This window comes from Alistipes sp. AF48-12, assembly GCF_003477565.1.
Taxonomy (GTDB): domain Bacteria; phylum Bacteroidota; class Bacteroidia; order Bacteroidales; family Rikenellaceae; genus Alistipes_A; species Alistipes_A hominis.
Window position 1 is genome coordinate 90,801 of sequence record NZ_QUDJ01000003.1, and the last position, 18,752, is coordinate 109,552.

Consider the following 18,752-nt stretch of genomic DNA (forward strand, 5'->3'; position numbering starts at 1 on the left):
GCGGCCTCGGGGCGCCGTCCGTTGATCGAAAAGAGATGAAGAACCTGAAAAGATCGCCGTGGGCATGGATTCCCACGCTGTACCTCGCCGAGGGGTTGCCGTACGTGGCGGTGATGACCATTTCGGTAATCCTGTACAAGCGGATGGGGGTATCCAATACCGATATCGCGCTGTACACCAGTTGGCTTTACCTGCCTTGGGTCATAAAACCGTTCTGGAGTCCGTTTGTCGATTTGCTGAAAACCAAGCGCTGGTGGATCGTTACGATGCAATTGCTGCTGGGGGCGGGGTTTGCCGGGATTGCGTTCACGATTCCCGCTCCGTTCTTTTTCCAGGTCACGCTGGCTTTTTTCTGGCTGATGGCGTTCAGCTCGGCGACGCATGACATTGCCGCCGACGGTTTCTACATGCTGGCGCTGGATACGAACCGGCAGGCGTTGTATGTCGGGGTGCGCAGTACGTTTTACCGGGTAGCGACCATCATGGGGCAGGGGCTGCTGATTATTCTGGCCGGACTGATCGAAAGCGCGACCGGGACGGAGCCGCTGAGAATCGATGTGAAAGTCCAACCCGGACAGTCGCGGACGGAGTTTCGTTTGCCCGAGACGGCTGCCGTGCCGTCCGGACACTCCGGAGAGCTGCATTTTTTGACGGCGCCCGGGCCGGTGACGATGAGTACGGCCGGAATCCCGCAGGATAGCCTTAAGCGTTGGTTGCAACTGGTCGAAGCGCAAAATCGCGCCAACGGATTCCTGACTTCCGGAGAGCAGCCGGGTACGGCGGTGCGAAACGTCGCGGAGGCCGGATGGTGGACCGTTCACGTTTCGGAACCGCTGGGCGGCTGGATCCGGCGTCGTTTCGGCGAACGGCGCGAGGCGGCGGTCGTCGGCGGCTTCTCCGGCGACATCGCGGTTGCGGCGGTTTCGCTTTCCGGCTGTCCGGAGCCGGGACGGGAGGTTGTGCTGAACACGTCGATGAACCGGGGGGACAGGAGCGTTTCGCTCGTCCACGGCGACCGGCTGACATTCGACGAAACCAACTGGAACCGACCGGCCTACATCGTTTTCCAAGCCGATCCGAAACTGGAACAACCCAGTTCGGCCGAATATAAAGGGCTTTCGGGCAATATCCCGTTCGCCTGGTCGGTCACTTTTTTCGTATTGGCGGGCCTGTTCGTGCTGTTCGGCCTGTGGCATCGCTTCGCTTTGCCGAGACCCGGTTCCGACCGGGCTTCCGCCCGATCGACGCCGCGCGATATCCTGCGGCAGTTTTCGGCCACTTTCGTATCGTTCTTTAAAAAGCCGCAGGCTGCGGCCGCGATCTTTTTTATGCTGACGTTCCGTTTTTCGGAAGCCCAACTGTTGAAACTGATCAACCCGTTCCTACTCGACCCGAAAGAGGCCGGCGGGCTGGGGCTTACCACCGGCGAAGTCGGACTGGTATATGGTACGATCGGGATTATCGGACTGACGCTCGGCGGGATTATCGGCGGTGTGGCGGCGGCCCGCGGCGGCCTGAAAAAATGGATATGGCCGATGACGTTCAGTATGTTGCTGACCTGCGTCACGTTCGTCTACCTGAGCTTCTCGCAAACGTCGAACCTGCTGGCGATCAACGCCTGCGTTTTTATCGAACAGTTCGGCTACGGGTTCGGCTTTACGGCTTATATGCTCTACCTGATGTACTATGCCGACGGACCGCAGAAGACGGCGCATTATGCGATCTGCACCGGTTTTATGGCGCTGGGGATGATGATTCCCGGTATGTTCGCCGGCTGGCTGCAAGAACAGCTCGGCTACAATCACTTCTTCGTATGGGTCATGCTGTGCAGCGTCGTGCCGGTCGTTGCGGTGTCGCTGCTGAAGATCGATCCGGATTACGGAAGGAAAAAAGAAAACGATAACGGATGAAAAAGAGTTTGTTGATCGGCCTGGCGCTGTTGCTGGCCGGAACGGGCGTCGCTCGCCCGATCGTCGTCAAGACGGGAATAGAGGTGTTGAAAGCGCAGCGGTTCGAACTGCTCGAGGGCAAGCGCGTCGGGTTGATTACGAATCCTACCGGAGTCGACGACGGATTGCGGTCGACGGTCGATATTTTGAACGAAGCGCCGAATGTCGAGTTGGTGGCCCTGTTCGGGCCGGAGCACGGCGTGCGCGGCGATGCGCATGCCGGCGATCACGTCGGCAACCAGACCGATCCCGTGACCGGACTGCCTGTCTATTCGCTGTACGGCAAGACGCGGAAACCGACGTCGGAGATGCTGCGGGGGATCGACGTGCTGGTGTACGACATCCAGGACATCGGCTGCCGGTCGTTCACCTACATCAGCACGATGGGCGAAGCGATGGCCGCCGCCGCCGAGAACGGTATCGAATTCGTCGTGCTCGACCGGCCCAATCCGCTCGGAGGACGGAAGGTTGAAGGGCCGCTGGTGCAAGACGGTTTTTTCAGCTTCGTCAGCCAGTACCGCATCCCGTATGTTTATGGGTTGACCTGCGGCGAATTGGCGATGCTGCTCAACGGCGAAGGGATGATCGGTAAGCCGTGCAACCTGCACGTTGTCGCGATGGAGGGCTGGAAGCGGGATATGGTGTACGAGGACACCGGGTTGCAGTGGATTCCGTCGTCGCCGCATATTCCGCAGGCGGAAACGGCCTTTTTTTATCCGGCTTCCGGAATTGTGGGCGATTTCGGCTACCTGTCGATCGGGGTCGGGTACACGATTCCGTTCCAGATGTTCGCCGCCGAATGGATCGATGCCGAGCAGTTTGCCGACAGCCTGAACGCACTGAAGTTACCAGGGGTGATTTTCAGACCGATCCATGTCAAACCGTTTTACTCGGTCGGACAGGGAAAGCAGTTGCATGGCGTGCAGGTACATCTTACGAAGTACCCCGATGCGCCGCTGACCGATATTCAGTTTTACGTGATGCAGGAGATCGCCCGGCTCTATCCCGATCGCGCAGTGCTGGCCAATGCCGATACGGCGCGTTTTCGGATGATGGACCAGGTGACCGGCAGCGATTACGTGCGCAAGACTTTTGCGGCGCGCAACCGTTTCGAAGATATCCGGGCCTATTGGTACAAGGATGTCGCTCCGTTCAGGACGTTGTCGCGGAAATACTATTTGTACGGGGAGTGAAAGAACGACAATATCCGGCGGAACGTGTCGTGTAATTAAAGAAACAGGAAGATGACGAAAGAAGATTTTATGCGGGAGGCTATCAGCCTGTCCTGCGAAAGCGTTCGGCAAGGCGGCGGGCCTTTCGGCGCAGTGATCGTGAAAGACGGAAAGATCGTTGCTCGGGGTTCCAATTCAGTGACTCTGCTGAACGATCCGACGGCGCATGCCGAAATGACGGCTATCCGCGCGGCCTGTTCCGCGATGAAGGTGTTCCGGCTCGAAGGTTGCGAACTCTATACCTCCTGCGAACCGTGCCCGATGTGCCTGAGCGCTGCTTACTGGGCCGGGATATCCCGGATTTATTACGGCAACAACCGGAAGGATGCCGCAGAGATCGGTTTCGGGGATGCGTTTATCTACGACGAAGTCGTCCTCGCCCCGTCGCGGCGCAGCATTCCGGGCGAGAGTCTGTTGCGCCGCGAAGCGCTCGAGGCATTCCGCCTGTGGCGGGAAAAGCCCGATAAGGTCGAATATTGAATGTTTTCGGGGGGAGTTTATGGATCGGTTTAAAGCAATCCCGCTTCGTACAGCATGATCAGCTCTTCGATGATCTGGTCGTCGCCTTCGGCGTCATAGGTGTCTTTCAGGTTCGCGCCGAACAGGCGCGCGATGCTTTGCCAGAAAAATGCGCGGAATCCGCCGCGCAGTTGTTTGACCAGGTCGTAGGAGGTCTGGTCGGTCTCCCGGTCGATCAGTTTGATCAGCAGCTTTCCTTGCGATAGGGTCATGTTTTTCAGAACGGGAGTGTATTTCCTTTTCAGCGCGCGTTCCATCGCTTTGACGAATTCCTGTTTTTCGCGCTTCGTTTTCATGCTGTCCATGCGCTGTTCCATGGCGTGCAACGTCGCATTGGCTTCGAGCGCGATCGGGTAGACGACCTTCAGATTGTAGATTAGTCGCGACCACCGTCTCTCGTCGGCCGCGCGTTTGAAGACGAACGCCGGTTTCAGGTAAACCGTCGTGATCGTATCCCCGTCCACGACTTTCGTTTGCACCGGGCCGTACTCGGTCATTACCTGTGCCGGGGCTTTCAGGTTCGTCAACAGCAGAATGGCCGCAAGCACCGGGAACAGACAGCGGTTCATGTTTTCGATTTCTAAATAATTTTTACCTTTGCAAAGGTAATTAAAATAAAATTCGGGCGCTGCCCGCTCGGGTATAAAACGTGCATGGAGGACGGATTGTTGTGTTTCCCCGGACGGAACGCGGGCGCGCTGCCCGCAGACTGTATTACGAAACGTTTACGGACAAGATAAAAGAGGAGAGTTAGATTATGAATTGTAAACAACGCATCGGCGAACGGATTTATTGGACGAGCGTCAACGATCGCCGCAAACAACTTTTTGAAAATATCTGGCCATTGCCCAACGGAGTGTCCTACAATTCGTACCTGATTCGGGACGAAAAGTGCGCGCTGATGGATACCGTCGAGAGCGGCAGCGACCGTTCGTATGCGGACTGGGTGTCCGAGTCGCTCGATGGGCGTCCGCTCGATTACCTGATCATCCACCATATGGAACTCGATCATTCGGGCGAGATCGAAAACCTGGTGCAGCGTTACCCGGATGTGAAAATCGTCGGTAACTGTAAAACTTTCCGGGTGTTGGAAGCCTATTTCGGCAAACGGGACAACCTGATCGAGGTGAAGGACGGCGACACGCTGTCGCTCGGATATCACAACCTGAAGTTCGTGTTTACGCCGTGGGTGCACTGGCCCGAAACGATGATGACGTTCGACCAGACCGACGGCGTGCTTTTTTCGGGCGATGCGTTCGGTATGTTCGGGGCGCTCGACGGAGGGGTGTACGACGACCAGACCGATTTCGCTTTCTACGAGGACGAGATGCGCCGCTATTATTCGAACATCGTCGGTAAGTACAGCCCGATGGTGCAAAAGGCGCTCGCCAAATTGCGCGACTATCCGATCCGTACGATCTGCCCGCTGCACGGATTGGTGTGGCGTACCGATCCGTGCAAGGTGATCGGCCTGTACGATCGCTGGAGCAGCTATCAGGGCGAGGACGGCGTCGTGGTCATCTATGCGTCGATGTATGGCAATACGGCGCAAATGGCCGATTACATCGCCCGTCGGATCGCCGAAGCCGGCGTGAAAAAGGTCCGCGTCCACGATGTGTCGAAAACGCATATTTCATACCTTATCAACGATATCTGGCGCTATAAGGGGGTGGTGCTCGGAAGCTGCGCCTACAACCTGCAGATGTTTCCGCTGATGGAGAACCTGACGCGCGAGTTGCTGCATATGGGCGTTAAGGAGAGATTGCTCGGTATTTTCGGTACGTACAGTTGGAACGGAGGGGGCGTCAAAAATCTGAATGCTTTCGCCGAAGAGATCGGGTGGGAGGTGGTCGCGCCCGCCGCGGAGATCATGGGGCATCCCGAGCCCGGAAAAGAGGCGGCCTGCGATGCGTTGGCTGCGGCGATGGCCGCCCGGTTGCTCGGGTAGGGTGTGGTACTGCCGTAGCGTCGTGTTAAAAAAGCGGTAAATGCGGTAATAAATCTCAAAAATTGTTAAAAAATATTAAAAATAAATTGTATTTTTGGATCGCTCAAACGAAAAAACATCCGGCGCAAGGGCCGGAACCGATAGAACTTAAACTTTAAAATAAAAGAAATGGATGCAATTGCAATTTTGACGGGCGGGGGGCCTGCTCCCGGAATGAACACTGTGGTCGGTAGCGTGGCAAAAACGTTTTTACAGAAAGGATACCGGGTGCTCGGACTGCACGGCGGATATTCCGCTCTGTTCACCGACACGCCGAAAATCACCGAGATCGACTTCCTGCTGGCCGACGACATCTTCAACCGCGGCGGATCGTTCCTGACGATGAGTCGTTTCAAACCGTCGGACAAAAACTTCGAAGAAGATTTCAACCTCGACCTGTTCGTCAAAAACAACGTTAAGTTGCTGGTGACCGTCGGAGGCGACGATACGGCTTCGACTGCGAACCGCATCGCCAAATTCTTGGCAGCCAAAAAGTATCCGATCGCCAACATCCATGTTCCGAAAACGATCGACAACGACCTGCCGCTGCCGGCCGGCTCGCCGACGTTCGGCTACCAGTCGGCCAAGGACATGGGCTCGATCATCGGCCGCACGGTCTATACCGACGCGCGCACCAGCGGAAACTGGTTCGTCGTGGCTGCTATGGGACGTTCCGCCGGACACCTGGCGTTCGGTATCGGCACGGCCTGCCACTATCCGATGATCGTGATCCCCGAAATGTTCAACAAAACCGAGATCACCGTCGAAAAGATCGTGAACCTCGTCGTTTCGTCGATTATCAAGCGCAAGATCATGGGTCTCGATTACGGCGTGGCGATGATCTCGGAGGGCGTGTTCCACTCGCTGAGCGATGCCGAAATCAAAAAATCGGGGATTCATTTTTCGTATGACGACCACGGGCATCCCGAACTCGGCAAAGTGTCGAAAGCTCACATATTCAATGAAATGCTCGAAAAGAAATTGGGCGAACTGAAAATTAAGGTGAAATCCCGTCCGGTCGAAATCGGTTACGAGGTGCGCTGCCAGACTCCGGTCGCTTACGACCTGGTTTACTGTTCGCTGCTGGGTATGGGGACTTATAAGTTGTTCAGCGAAGGCAAGACCGGCTGTATGGTGTATGCCGATCCCGCCGGACAGATTTCTCCGCTGTACCTGAAAGACCTGCAGGATCCCGAAACCGGCAAGATTCCGCCGCGTTTGGTCGATATCAATTCGGACAAGTTTACGATGGTCATCAAAAACATCCTGAACTACGTCACGCCGGCCGATTACGAAGCCGCCAAAAAATACGTGCCGAATCCGGAAGCTTTCGATTTCTACAAGATTCTGGAGTGGAACGAATAATCCGTTCCGCCGGATAAAAAATAGATCAGGGCTGCATCCTTCCGGTGCAGCCCTGATTGTTTAAGTTTTATTTAGATAAGCGCTTACTCTTCGTCGTCCATATCCGCCATATCGGTGTCGATGATTTCGTCGTCGTCCTTAATCTCGTCATCCCCGAAGAAGTCTTTGTCGTCCTCTTCGACCTGATCGTCCACTTTGACGTCCACTTTGATCAGGTAAGAAGTGTCTTCGGTTTCCAATACGATCGCGTAGAAAAAATCCCCGGGGCCTTTGTCGATGCGGATCATGTGATCGGTATATCCGTTCGGATATTGCTTCTTCACCTCATCCCGCAATTCAGGCGAAAGGTTCTTGTAACTGATAGCAACTCGCTTCTTTTGTTTCTTTTCCGTCATTGTTTCCCAAAAATTTTCTGCAAGTATAAGCAAAATTTGTAAATCAAAACACGAACATCCCAAAAAAACTGCAAATTGTCCGTATGGCCTGTTTTTTACTCCGAAACGTTGCCGTTTGGGGTCTGGTTTTTGTGTTTGTTTTTTATTAGTTTTGTCACGGCTTTCTCGTAGGCGGCACAAAAGTAATGCCTTTTATATTAAATCGGTACTATTATGCGGCAGAAAATCGAACAACTTCGCGAACAAATCAATGATCACAATTACCGGTATTACGTACTGAATGATCCGCTGATCGGCGATTACGAATTCGACGCCCTGTTACGCGAGTTGCAGGAGCTCGAAAAAGCCTACCCGGAGTTCGACGATCCCAATTCGCCGACGCATCGCGTCGGCAGCGATGCGACCAATGAGTTTCGCACCGTGGAACACCGTTATCCGATGTTGTCGCTGTCGAATACCTATTCGCTCGACGAGCTGCACGAATTCGATGTTCGCATCCGCAAGGAGGTGGAACCTGTGGAATACGTATGCGAGCTGAAATTCGACGGCACGGCGATCAGCCTGACTTATCAGGACGGTCGCTTGTCGCAGGCCGTGACGCGCGGCGACGGGACGCGCGGCGACGACGTGACGGCGAACGTAAGGACGATCCGCACCGTGCCGCTGCGGCTTGCCGGGGACGATTACCCGTCCTTTTTCGAAATTCGCGGCGAGGTGCTGATGCCGTTCCGCTCGTTCGAACGACTGAACCGGGAGCGGGAAGACATCGGGGAGACGCCGTTCGCCAATCCGCGCAATGCCGCCGCCGGGTCGCTCAAACAACAGAGCTCGGCCGAAACCGCCCGCCGCGAGCTCGACTGCACGCTGTATGCGCTGGTCGGCGACAAGCTGCCGTTCGAAACCCATTACGAAAGTTTGCAGGCGGCCCGACGTTGGGGATTTAAGGTATCCGATCAGATCAGCCTGTGCCGTTCGATCGACGAGATAGACGCTTTTATCCGTCATTGGGATAAGGCGCGTTACGACCTGCCGTTCGCTACGGACGGCGTGGTAATCAAAGTGAACCGTTTCGCCGATCAGAATCGGCTCGGTTATACCGCCAAGGCTCCGCGCTGGGCCGTAGCCTATAAATTCAAAGCGGAGCAGGCCCGCACCCGGCTGTTGTCGGTCGATTTTCAGGTCGGGCGTACCGGGGCGGTGACGCCGGTCGCCAACCTCGATCCGGTGCCGCTGGCCGGCACAACCGTCAAACGGGCTTCGCTGCACAATGCCGAACAGATCGCGCTGCTCGATATCCGGCTCGGCGATATGGTCTATGTGGAAAAGGGCGGCGAAATTATTCCGAAAATTACCGGCGTTGATCTGTCCGAACGTCCGGCCGGCAGCGAGCCGTTCAAGTTCATCACGCACTGTCCGGAATGCGGAACGGAATTGGTCAAATACGAAGGCGAGGCGCGCCATTACTGTCCGAACCCAAGCCATTGTCCGCCGCAGATCGTCGGCCGTATCGTGCATTTCATTTCGCGTAAGGCGATGAATATCGACGGTCTCGGCGAGGAGACGGTGCAACTGTTGTACGATTCGGGGCTGGTCGCCGATATCGCCGATCTGTACCGGCTGAAACGCGAGGACCTGGTCGATTTGCCGCGTCTGGGCGAAAAATCCGCCGACAATATTTTAAACAGTATCCGGGAGTCGTTGAACGTTCCCTTTCATCGGGTGTTGTTCGCGATCGGGATTCGCTTTGTCGGCGAGACGACCGCCAAAACGCTTGCCGCGCAGTTCAAGAGCCTCGATGCGCTTGCCGCGGCTACGCCCGAGGAGCTGGCTACGGCGGAGGATATCGGCGAGCGGATCGCTGTCAGCGTGCGGGATTACTTTCTCGATCCGGCGAACCTGGATATTTTGGAGCGGCTGAAGGCGAGCGGCCTGCATTTCGAAGCCGGGGAATCGGCGCGTCTTTCGGATCGTCTCGACGGTAAAAAGATCGTCATTTCGGGGACGTTCGAAAGACATTCGCGCGATCAGTTGAAACAACTGATCGAGGCGCACGGCGGCAAGAATCAGGGAGCTGTTTCGTCCAATACCGATTATCTGTTGGCCGGCAATAATATCGGCCCGGCGAAATTGACCAAAGCCAATAAGCTGGGCGTCAAAATTATCGGCGAGGCCGATTTCGAACGGATTATTGCCGGAGAAGCCGTCGGGGAGAAGGAACACGATGAAATTCCCGTTGCGGAACAATCGTCGTCCGAGAAAAAAGAAGAACCCTCGGAAAATAATTCGAAGCAGCGCACCTTGTTCGGGTAAAAAATATTAAATTTGTCCGAAAATTAACATTTCACGATGAAACCTAACATGAGAGGCGTGGGGATCGCCCTGATAACCCCGTTTTCGGAAGACGGATCAGTCGATTTCGGCGCATTGGAAGCGCTGGTTGAACGGGTGACTGCCGGCGGGGCCGATTACCTGGTCGTGCTCGGAACGACGGCCGAAACGCCTACGCTGACTGCTGACGAGAAAGAGGCGGTCGTCAGTTGCGTGGTTCGGAAGAATAACGGACGCCTGCCGGTCGTGCTCGGAATGGGCGGCAACAATACGGTCGAAGTGGTGGCTTCGATCCGCAAAACCGATTTTACCGGGATCGATGCGATCCTTACGGTCACTCCTTATTATAATAAGCCTTCGCAGGAGGGTATTTATCAGCATTACAAGGCGGTTGCCGCTGCGGCTCCGTGCGGAGTGGTGCTGTACAACGTGCCGGGACGTACCGGCGTCAACATGAAAGCCGAAACCGTGCTGCGCCTGGCGCACGATTGTCCGAACGTCGTCGCGGTCAAGGAGGCCAGCGGATGCCTGTCGCAGGCGGCTTATATCCTGCGCGACCGGCCGGAGGGATTCGCCGTGGTTTCCGGCGACGATAACCTGACCCTGCCGATGGTGGCGCTGGGCGGGGACGGGATCATCTCCGTCGCAGCTCAGGCTTTCCCTGAGAAATTCTGCCGGATGGCGCATTTGGCTCTCGACGGCCGCGTGAAAGAAGCGGCTTCGCTGCACCTTCAGATGATGGAGGCGGTCGATTCCCTGTTCGAAGAGGGGAATCCGACCGGCATCAAAGCTGCGCTGAGTTGTCTGGGCGTGATCGGCAATTATTTGCGCCTGCCGCTGGTGCCTGCCAGCGACCGGTTGGTCTCCAAGATCGACGGCCTGCTGAAAGCGTACGAACTCCGTTGACCGCTTCGCGGGCCGACCGAATAAGCCCTAAATTTCGTCCGCGTCAAATATTTTTATATTTTTAGCGTTTATTAAGGGTGAAATATAAAGATATGAGACGAATTGTTTTCTCTTTGGCGGTGTTGATGTTTGCAGGGGTTTTGTCCGCTGCGGCGCAGCAGGATACGGTGCGGACACAGGCCCCGGATAACGACGCGATCCTCCGGGAAACGATCAACAGCGCTTCCCCTTACTATTACCCGACGCTTTTCACCCGTTATCTGACCGGCGATACGACTCTGACGGATACCGACTACCGTTATTTGTACTACGGTTTCGTATGGCGTCCGGAATACAAGCCGTTCGAGACGCCGGCGGCCCGCGACAAGATCCTGCAAATTCTGGAGGCCGATTCGCTGAACGAGGCGGACTACCGGCGGGTTATCGCCTACGGGAACGAGGTGTTGAAAAAAGAGCCGTTCGATCCGGGAGCGATCAATTTCCTGATTTACGCTTACGGCGGGATCGGAGATACGCTGAACGAGCGGATCAACTATTACCGGTTGCAGGGGGTGCTGAATGCGATCAAGTCTTCGGGAACCGGACTGAGCGAGGAGTCGCCGTGGCACATCATCTATTTTTCGCATGTGCGCGATTTTCTGGCCAGCGAGAATATCATTTGCGGCAAGGAGCGCGTGATCAGTCGGACGGTGGCTTATACGCCGCTGCTGGTGAAGGAGAAAGGAGTTAAAGGATATTATTTCGATTTCGGGCGGATCTATTGGCAGCGGCCCGACAAGGAGCCCGAAAAGCGCAGTAGCGGATGGGAATTCAACGGACTGCCGTTGAAAAGGCGGGCGGCGCCCAGTGTGGAGAAGGTTGAGTAAACAGTTATTAAGAAGACAGAGAATGAAACGTAAAGGATGGATTATTTTGGCGGTCGTGGCAGTCGTTGTGCTGGGCGCTTATTCATGGTTGAAAGGAAGTTACAACGATATGGTCAGCCGCAGCGAAGCCGCTACGGCGCAGTTGGGCAACATTGAGAATCAGTATCAGCGTCGCGCCGACCTGATTCCGAATTTGGTGAGCACCGTAAAGGGTTACGCCGCCCACGAACAGAATACGCTGGAACAGGTAGTCGAAGCGCGTGCGAAAGCGACGCAGACCCGGATCGACGTGAACGATGCCGCCGCTATGGCCCGTTTCGATCAGGCGCAAGGCGAGCTTTCGTCGGCGCTCAGTCGGTTGATGGCTATCTCCGAGAGTTATCCCGACCTGAAAGCCAACCAGAACTTCCTGGATTTGCAGACGCAGCTCGAAGGGACGGAAAACCGGATTGCCGTCGAACGGCGCAAATTCAACGATGCCGCGCAGCAGTTCAACACCTATATCAAAATGTTTCCGCGCAACCTGCTGGCCGGGATGTTCGGATTCGCCCCGATCGGTTATTTCGAAGCGCAACCCGGCTCGGAAGTCGCTCCTAAAGTCGAATTTTAACGGGTCGCATATCGATGAGATCGCTGTTAAGGATCTTTGCCTGCTGGTGCGGCGCGGCTTTGCTTTCGCTGCCGCTCGTCGCGCAGCAGTTGCCCGATCAGATGTCGCCGCCGCGCTTGGTCAACGATTTCGCCGGATTGCTCGACGAGGCGCAGCGCCGGTCGCTGGAACAAAAGCTGGCGGATTTCGACCGCGAGACTTCGACGCAGATTACCGTCGTTACGGTGGACGATCTGGACGGTTACGCTCCGGCCGACTATGCGCAGCGGCTGCACGACAAGTGGGGAGTCGGACGCAAAGGCAAGGATAACGGGATTCTGATTCTGGTCAAGCCGTCGCAACCCGATTCCCGGGGCGAAGCCTACATTTCGGTGGGATACGGCCTGGAAGGGGTGATCCCGGATATTACCGCCGGGCGGATTTTGGATCAGGAGATGATCCCGGAGTTTCGCCGGGGAAGCGTTTATGACGGGTTGGACAAGGCGACGAACGTACTGATGCAACTTTCCCGCGGGGAATTCACGGCCGATCAGTATGCCGGTCGAGACGAAGGCGGCGGAGTCGCCGTCGGGCTGGTAGCGATTCTGGTGCTTTTCTTTTTGTTTGCCGCCGGCCGCAAGGGAGGAGGGCATGGAGGCAACGGCAGCCGCGGCGGGGGAGGGTGGTTCCCCCCGATTTTCCTGGGCGGCGGGTCGCGTGGCGGAGGCAGTTTCGGAGGCGGAGGTTTCGGCGGTTTCGGAGGCGGAATGTCGGGCGGCGGCGGAGCCGGACGTTCCTGGTAGGTTTGATAACGAACAATAATACGGATTCGATGGGAAAATTTTACTTTTCGGTTTTAGGGCTGATAGCCTGTCTGTTTTTCTCCTGCGGAAAGAATGAAGATGGAGGAAAAATCGATCCGCCGCCTGTAAAGAGCGGGCGGACGATCCTGGTCTATATGGCCGCCGATAATAATTTGGTGAACTCCGCCTGGCAAAATGTCGATCAGATGCTTGTCGGAATGGAGTCGATCGACGGGAACCTGATCGTCTATATCGATCCGCAGGGAGGTACTCCCCAATTGTTGAAGATCGAGTCGGGAGGCAAAAAGACGGTCGTCGAGGAGTATGCGAAAGAGAATTCCGCATCGACGTCGGTGCTGAGCCGGGTGATCGCGCGTACCAAAGCGCTGTATCCGGCCGAATCCTACGGGCTGGTGCTGTGGTCGCACGGATTGGGCTGGGCGCCTGCCGGAGTGATTCCGAAAAGCTATTCGGCGGACGATCTGTGGCGGAAAGATCCGAATGCGCCCCTTACCAAATGGTTCGCTCAGGACGGCGCCAATTATATCGACATTTCCGATCTGGCCGGGGCGTTGCCCCGGGATCGGGAATTCGACTTCCTGCTGTTCGACGCCTGCTTTATGGGGAGTGTCGAGGCGTTGTACGAACTGCGGAATGCCGCCAAATACATCATCGCTTCTCCGACGGAGATCCTTTCGTCCGGTTTTTCGTACGATGCGATTTTGCCGGAACTGTTCGCGGATACGCCGCGGTTCGAAGAGGTCTGCCGACTGTTCGTCGATTACTACCGGCAATCGTCGTCTACGTGGCCCTATGCCTCGGTCGGTCTGATTAAAACCGACGAACTGGACGCGCTGGCTGCGGCTGCCAAAGCGTTTTACGCCTCCGCTTCGCCCGCTTCGGCGGATGTGTCGCAGGTTCAGTATTTGGAGCGGATGCAGACCCACGTTTTTCACGATCTGCTGGACTATTATTCCAAAATCGGCGGAGATGCCGCTCTTTATGCCGCGTTCGCCGGGCAACTTCGCAAAACGGTGGTTTACGAAGATCATACCGAGTACGTTTTCAGCGCCTATTCCGGTCCGGGAGTAGGACCCTTTAATATGTGCGTCAAGCTGAATACTTTCTGCGGACTTTCCACGTACGTTCCGCGCGACCTGTCCGCGTTGCAACTTCTGCAAGAATCCTATAAGGAAACCCCGTGGGCGAAAGCGGTCGGGATCGCTTACTGAGTTGCGGCGCTCTTTTCTGCCGATTCTTCCGGCGACATGATGCCGCCTCCGAGCGCTTTGTAAAGCGTGGCGTAGCTGCTCATCGTTGCGCTGAGCGTCTCCGCGTAATCGGATTGCGCGTCGAATAATGTTCGTTGCGTTTCCAGAACGTCCAAGTAACTGATCTGTCCGGCGGCGTACTGCTGCTGCGACAGCCGGTCGGCTTTTTCGGCAGCCGTTACCAATGTCAGCATCGATTCGAGTTGGGTACGGTAAGTGCGGACGGCTGTCAGCGCGTCTTCGACCTCCCGGAGCGCCTGCAGAAAACATTGCTCGTAATTCATAATTGCCTCGCGGTGTTTCTCGCGCATGATCTGTACCCTGCGTTTGTTGGCTCCGAAATTGAAAACCGGCCCCGTAATCCCTCCTGCCGCCGACCACATCCAAGCATTGTGATCGAACAGCTTTTTGAATTCCTCGCTGAATACGCCGCCGTTTCCGGTCAGCGCGATGCTCGGAAAACGCATCGCCTGCGCCACGCCGATCTGAGCGTTGGCAGCCATCACCTGATAGTAAGCTTCGACCATGTCGGGCCGACGGGCGAGCAGGTCGGACGGCAAACCGGCGGGCACTTCGGCCGGAATGCGGAGGTCGACCAGCGGAGTGTGTTTGCCGACGACCTGCGAGGGATTTTGTCCCAGCAACAGGCTGAGGGCGTGTAACGCCTGCTCGCTGGCGCGTTCGTACTGGGCATTCGCCGCGGCGGCCGTGGCATAGGCCGCTTCTCCCTGGCGCAGTTGCAGCTCGTCGATCGAGCCGATCGCATAGCTTTGTTGCTGCAGCGCGTAGGTCGCTTCGCGGGAAATGCTGGTCTGTCGGGCGGTTTTACCGGCATATTCGTACTGCAGGTAGGAAAAATAGGTCGATGCCACCTCGGCTACCAGCGAAACCAACACGCCTTGCGCCGCCCGGTCGGTCGCCAGCAGTTGCGCGCGGTCGGCTTCGCTCATCCGCCTGATTTTGCCGAACAGATCCAGTTCCCAGGAGATGCTCGGTTTGATGATATAGGTTTCCACCGGTTTGTCGCTTTTCAGTCCGATGAAGGACTCCGTGCCGTACTGTCCGGTGACGCCGTAGCTTACCGACGGCCACAGACCGGCGCGGGTCTCCTTCAGCGTCAGCCGCGCCTGTTCGACCCGGGAGAAGGCGATTTCGACGTTGCGGTTGTTCTCGATTGCCGTCGCGATCAGCCTCGTCAGCGTCGTGTCGTCGAACAGTTGCCACCAGTAGAGATCCGTTGCGGCGGTGCCGGCCGCTCCCATGTATCTCGGCGGGGTTTCGACGACCGGCGCTTTGAATTTCGGACCGACCGTGCAACTGCCCGCAAAAAGGACGATCAGCGGGAATATCCGGATAAAATATCGTTTGTTCATATCGAATCGCATCATGATTTATTTTACGGCCGGACTGTTTTCCGTCGCGGCTTTTTGATTTCGTTTTTCTTCGTAACGTCCCCATTTTCCGATCAGCACGAACAACCCGGGGTAAGCGAACAGTCCGATCAGCGTGGCGATCAGCATACCGCCGAACAGCGCCAGCCCCATGATGTTGCGCGCGACGGCATTGCTGCCGGTCGCGAAGATCAGCGGCAGTACGCCCATCAGGAACGCTACGGCGGTCATGATGACCGGCCGCACCCGCAGTTTGGCTCCTTCGAGAGCCGCCTGTTGCAGGTTCATGCCTTCGCTGAATTTGTCGCGGGCGTATTCCACGATCAGGATCGCGTTTTTGGCCGCCAGTCCGATCAGCATGATCAGCGACACCTGCATGAAGATGTCGTTGACGTATATCGGGTCGAACAGGTGCGCCAGGTAAGTGAAGCCCATCGCTCCGAGCAGCGCGAACGGGATGCCGAGCAGGATGCTCAACGGCAGGCTCCAGCTTTCGTACAGCGCGGCGAGAATCAAAAAAACGAAGATCACCGCATAGAGGAATACGATTCCCGCGCCGCTGTTGTGGGCTTCCTGGTACGACATGTTGCTCCATGCGTAGCCCATGTCGTCCGGAAGCACCTCGTCGGCGACTTCCGCGAGGGCGGTCATCGCTTCGTCGGTCGAGTATTTCGTCGAAGGCAGTCCCGTCACTCCGGCCGAGCGGTAGAGGTTGAAGCGGTTCGTGAACTGCGGCCCGGTCGTGTCGCGCACCGTGATGAAGGCCGACAGCGGGACGCTTTCACCCCGGTTGTTCGTCAGATAGAACTGGCTGATCTTCGATTCGTTCAGCCGGTACTCGCTTTCGGCCTGGATATAGGTTTGGTACATCCGGCCGAAACGGTTGAAGTTGTTGACGTACATGCCGCCGAGATAGGCCGACACCTGCGTATGCAGTTCGTCCAGCGAAACTCCCGCGCTCAGTACTTTGTCGTTGTCGATCGAGATCGCCTTTTGAGGCACGTCGGCCTGGAACATCGTGCTGATGCTGGCGATTTCGGGGCGCTTCTTGGCCTCTTCGATGAATTTTCCGGTGTATTCGGCCAGGTATTGCGGCGTGTTGCCGCCCTTGTCCTGGATCATGATCGTAAAGCCCGAACTCGGTCCCAGGCCGGGAATCGACGGCGGTCCGAACGTAAAGACTTCGGCAGCGTCGATCTCTTCGTAAAGTTCCATGTTCAACGCTTCGGTGATTTGCGCTGCGGTCATCTTGCGTTTGTTCCAGTCTTTCAACCGGATAAATATCAGACCACTATTCGGCGATTGCGTGCCGGCCAGCAGGCTGAATCCGGCGGCCGAGGTGACCGACTGGACATTGTCGTTTTTGTCGAGAACGTCGTTGATCTGCTTGATGACCGCTTCGGTGCGCGTCAGCGAAGCGGCGTTGGGCAGTTGGATGTTGGTAATCAGGTAGCCCTGGTCTTCGTCCGGTAGGAATCCGGTCGGGATCTGCTTCATCAGGATGACGACGGCCGCCGCCGAAATGCCGATGAACAGCAGCGTTCGCGCGCTGTGTCGGACGATCACGCCGCTGGTTTTCAGATAGCCGTCGACGCCGCTGGTAAAACGGCGGTTGAACCACCGGAAAAACCGGTTGTCCGTCTGGCCCTCTTTCTTGGGACGCAGCAGCAGCGAACAGAGCGCCGGACTCAGCGACAGCGCGTTGATCCCCGACAGGCAAACGCTGATGGCGATCGTGATGGCGAATTGTCCGTAGAGTTTCCCGGCTGCGCCCGGCATCAGTCCGACCGGCAGGAATACGGCCATCAACACCGACGTCGTCGCGATGATCGGCGAAGCGACGGTCTTCATCGCCGCGATCGTGGCGTCCCGGCCGTTCATGCCCTTTTCGATATTCACCTGGACGGCTTCGACGACTACGATGGCGTCGTCGACTACCAGCCCGATCGCGAGTACCAGTCCGAGCAGCGAAAAGACGTTGATTGAGAATCCGAACAGCGGGAAGACCATAAAGGCTCCGATCAGCGAGACCGGAATCGCAATCAGCGGCACGATCGTGGCCCGGATGTTTTGCAGAAAAAGATAGATGACCAGCACGACGAGCAGCAGCGCCAACAGCAGCGTCGTGACGATATCCTGGATGCCGAGCACGATCGTATGCGTCGAGTCGACTACCGTGTTGTACTGTACGCCGTCCGGGAACGATTTCGCGAGGTCTTTCATCAGCGAGTTGACCTGCCTGCCGACCTCGACGGCATTGCTGCCCGGCGACTGGTTGATCAGCAGCAAACAGGCCGGATGTTCCTGGAAGGAGGCCGTCGTGCTGTAAGATTGTACGCCGAGTTCTACCCGCGCGACGTCCCGGAGTCGCACCAGCGAACCGTCCGGATTGGCCCGCAGCACGATCCGTTCGAACTCTTCGGCCGTACTGTACTGGCCCGGCATCCGTACCGTATAGGTGAATTCCGGAGAGCCGTCGTTCGGCTCGGCGCCGAGCTGGCCGCCGGGAACGATCTGGCTTTGCTGGCCGATTGCCGCCGAGATGTCGCCGACCGTGATGCCGAGGTAATCCATCTTGTCCGGTTTGATCCATATTCGCATCGCGTAAGGGCCGCCGCCGAGCACCTGTACGCTGCCGACGCCGTTGATCCGCGAGATCGGGTCTTTCATGTTGATGATCGCGTAATTGGCCAGGAAATTCTCGTCGTACCGGCCGTCGGAGAACAACGACAGTACCATGATGAAGCTCGTCATGGTTTTTTGCGTGGTGACGCCCTGTTGGATCACCGGCTGCGGTAGCATCGGCGTGGCCGACGAGACGCGGTTCTGAGTGAATACGGTGCTCATGTCCGGGTTGCTTCCTACGCCGAAGGACACCTGTAACGACATGCTGCCGTCGTTCGAGTTGGTCGACTGCATGTAGATCATGTCGCTCACTCCGTTAACGCTCTCTTCGATCGGCGTGGCAACGCTCTGCTCGACCGTGAGCGCGTCGGCTCCCTGATACTGAGCCGTCACTTCGACCACGGGCGGCGTGATGTCGGGGTATTGCTCGATCGGCATGCTTTTGATGGCGATCAGTCCCAGCACTACGATCATGATGGCGATGACCATGGCGAATATCGGACGTCTTACGAAAAAGTTTCCCATA

Annotated in this window: 15 protein-coding genes; 11 read left to right on the forward strand and 4 right to left on the reverse strand. The window is 56.7% G+C overall.

All coding sequences use genetic code 11. The features are described 5' to 3' along the window. Positions 1–35 precede the first annotated feature (35 nt). Genes DW082_RS02725 through DW082_RS02735 form a run of 3 tightly spaced genes read left to right on the forward strand, consistent with a single transcriptional unit; the run spans position 36 to position 3,661 of the window. Positions 36–1,910 carry an MFS transporter gene (locus tag DW082_RS02725; RefSeq protein ID WP_118457211.1) on the forward strand — a complete coding sequence of 625 codons (1,875 nt, stop codon included), beginning with the start codon at positions 36–38 and terminating at the stop codon, positions 1,908–1,910. Continuing rightward, positions 1,907–3,142 carry an exo-beta-N-acetylmuramidase NamZ domain-containing protein gene (locus tag DW082_RS02730; protein WP_118457213.1) on the forward strand — a complete coding sequence of 412 codons (1,236 nt, stop codon included), beginning with the start codon at positions 1,907–1,909 and terminating at the stop codon, positions 3,140–3,142. The genes DW082_RS02725 and DW082_RS02730 overlap by 4 nt, the downstream gene beginning before the upstream one ends. A 51-nt stretch (positions 3,143–3,193) precedes the next feature. Continuing rightward, positions 3,194–3,661: a nucleoside deaminase gene (locus tag DW082_RS02735; protein WP_118457215.1), complete on the forward strand. Its 468-nt coding sequence runs from the start codon at positions 3,194–3,196 to the stop codon at positions 3,659–3,661. Between the two features lie 29 nt (positions 3,662–3,690). Here DW082_RS02735 and DW082_RS02740 read toward each other — a convergent pair whose 3' ends face one another. Further along, entirely contained in the window at positions 3,691–4,269 is a 579-nt protein-coding gene (locus DW082_RS02740; protein WP_055206089.1) for a DUF4294 domain-containing protein, read from the reverse strand. 188 nt (positions 4,270–4,457) lie between these two features. Here DW082_RS02740 and DW082_RS02745 point away from each other — a divergent pair, with 188 nt between their 5' ends. Both DW082_RS02745 and DW082_RS02750 read left to right on the forward strand, forming a co-directional pair. Next, positions 4,458–5,648 carry an FprA family A-type flavoprotein gene (locus DW082_RS02745; RefSeq protein WP_055206087.1) on the forward strand — a complete coding sequence of 397 codons (1,191 nt, stop codon included), beginning with the start codon at positions 4,458–4,460 and terminating at the stop codon, positions 5,646–5,648. 168 nt (positions 5,649–5,816) lie between these two features. Further along, complete coding sequence (locus DW082_RS02750) at positions 5,817–7,052, forward strand: 6-phosphofructokinase (RefSeq protein ID WP_101573320.1); 1,236 nt, start codon at positions 5,817–5,819, stop codon at positions 7,050–7,052. A gap of 83 nt (positions 7,053–7,135) precedes the next feature. Here the strand turns inward: DW082_RS02750 and DW082_RS02755 are convergent, their stop codons facing one another. After that, complete coding sequence (locus DW082_RS02755) at positions 7,136–7,447, reverse strand: hypothetical protein (protein WP_055206083.1); 312 nt, start codon at positions 7,445–7,447, stop codon at positions 7,136–7,138. 210 nt (positions 7,448–7,657) lie between these two features. Here DW082_RS02755 and ligA point away from each other — a divergent pair, with 210 nt between their 5' ends. From ligA to DW082_RS02785, 6 genes are all read left to right on the forward strand, one after another. Beyond that, the gene (ligA, locus tag DW082_RS02760; RefSeq protein ID WP_118457217.1) at positions 7,658–9,757 is read left to right on the forward strand and encodes an NAD-dependent DNA ligase LigA; all 2,100 of its coding nucleotides are present in this window, start codon (positions 7,658–7,660) and stop codon (positions 9,755–9,757) included. A 36-nt stretch (positions 9,758–9,793) separates the two neighbouring features. Next, positions 9,794–10,681 carry a 4-hydroxy-tetrahydrodipicolinate synthase gene (dapA, locus tag DW082_RS02765; protein WP_118457219.1) on the forward strand — a complete coding sequence of 296 codons (888 nt, stop codon included), beginning with the start codon at positions 9,794–9,796 and terminating at the stop codon, positions 10,679–10,681. A 92-nt stretch (positions 10,682–10,773) separates the two neighbouring features. Further along, the gene (locus tag DW082_RS02770) at positions 10,774–11,547 is read left to right on the forward strand and encodes a DUF4919 domain-containing protein (protein WP_228385778.1); all 774 of its coding nucleotides are present in this window, start codon (positions 10,774–10,776) and stop codon (positions 11,545–11,547) included. Between the two features lie 22 nt (positions 11,548–11,569). Further along, positions 11,570–12,157, forward strand: a complete 588-nt coding sequence (locus tag DW082_RS02775) for a LemA family protein (protein WP_055206001.1) — start codon at positions 11,570–11,572, stop codon at positions 12,155–12,157. A 14-nt stretch (positions 12,158–12,171) separates the two neighbouring features. Next, positions 12,172–12,939 carry a YgcG family protein gene (locus DW082_RS02780; protein WP_055205999.1) on the forward strand — a complete coding sequence of 256 codons (768 nt, stop codon included), beginning with the start codon at positions 12,172–12,174 and terminating at the stop codon, positions 12,937–12,939. A gap of 29 nt (positions 12,940–12,968) precedes the next feature. Continuing rightward, positions 12,969–14,171, forward strand: a complete 1,203-nt coding sequence (locus DW082_RS02785) for a clostripain-related cysteine peptidase (protein ID WP_145996569.1) — start codon at positions 12,969–12,971, stop codon at positions 14,169–14,171. Here DW082_RS02785 and DW082_RS02790 read toward each other — a convergent pair. After that, positions 14,165–15,583 carry an efflux transporter outer membrane subunit gene (locus DW082_RS02790; RefSeq protein WP_220452629.1) on the reverse strand — a complete coding sequence of 473 codons (1,419 nt, stop codon included), beginning with the start codon at positions 15,581–15,583 and terminating at the stop codon, positions 14,165–14,167. The two genes, DW082_RS02785 and DW082_RS02790, sit on opposite strands and share 7 nt — an antisense overlap. Positions 15,584–15,601: 18 nt before the next feature. Continuing rightward, entirely contained in the window at positions 15,602–18,751 is a 3,150-nt protein-coding gene (locus DW082_RS02795; protein WP_101573310.1) for an efflux RND transporter permease subunit, read from the reverse strand. Position 18,752: the final 1 nt, after the last annotated feature.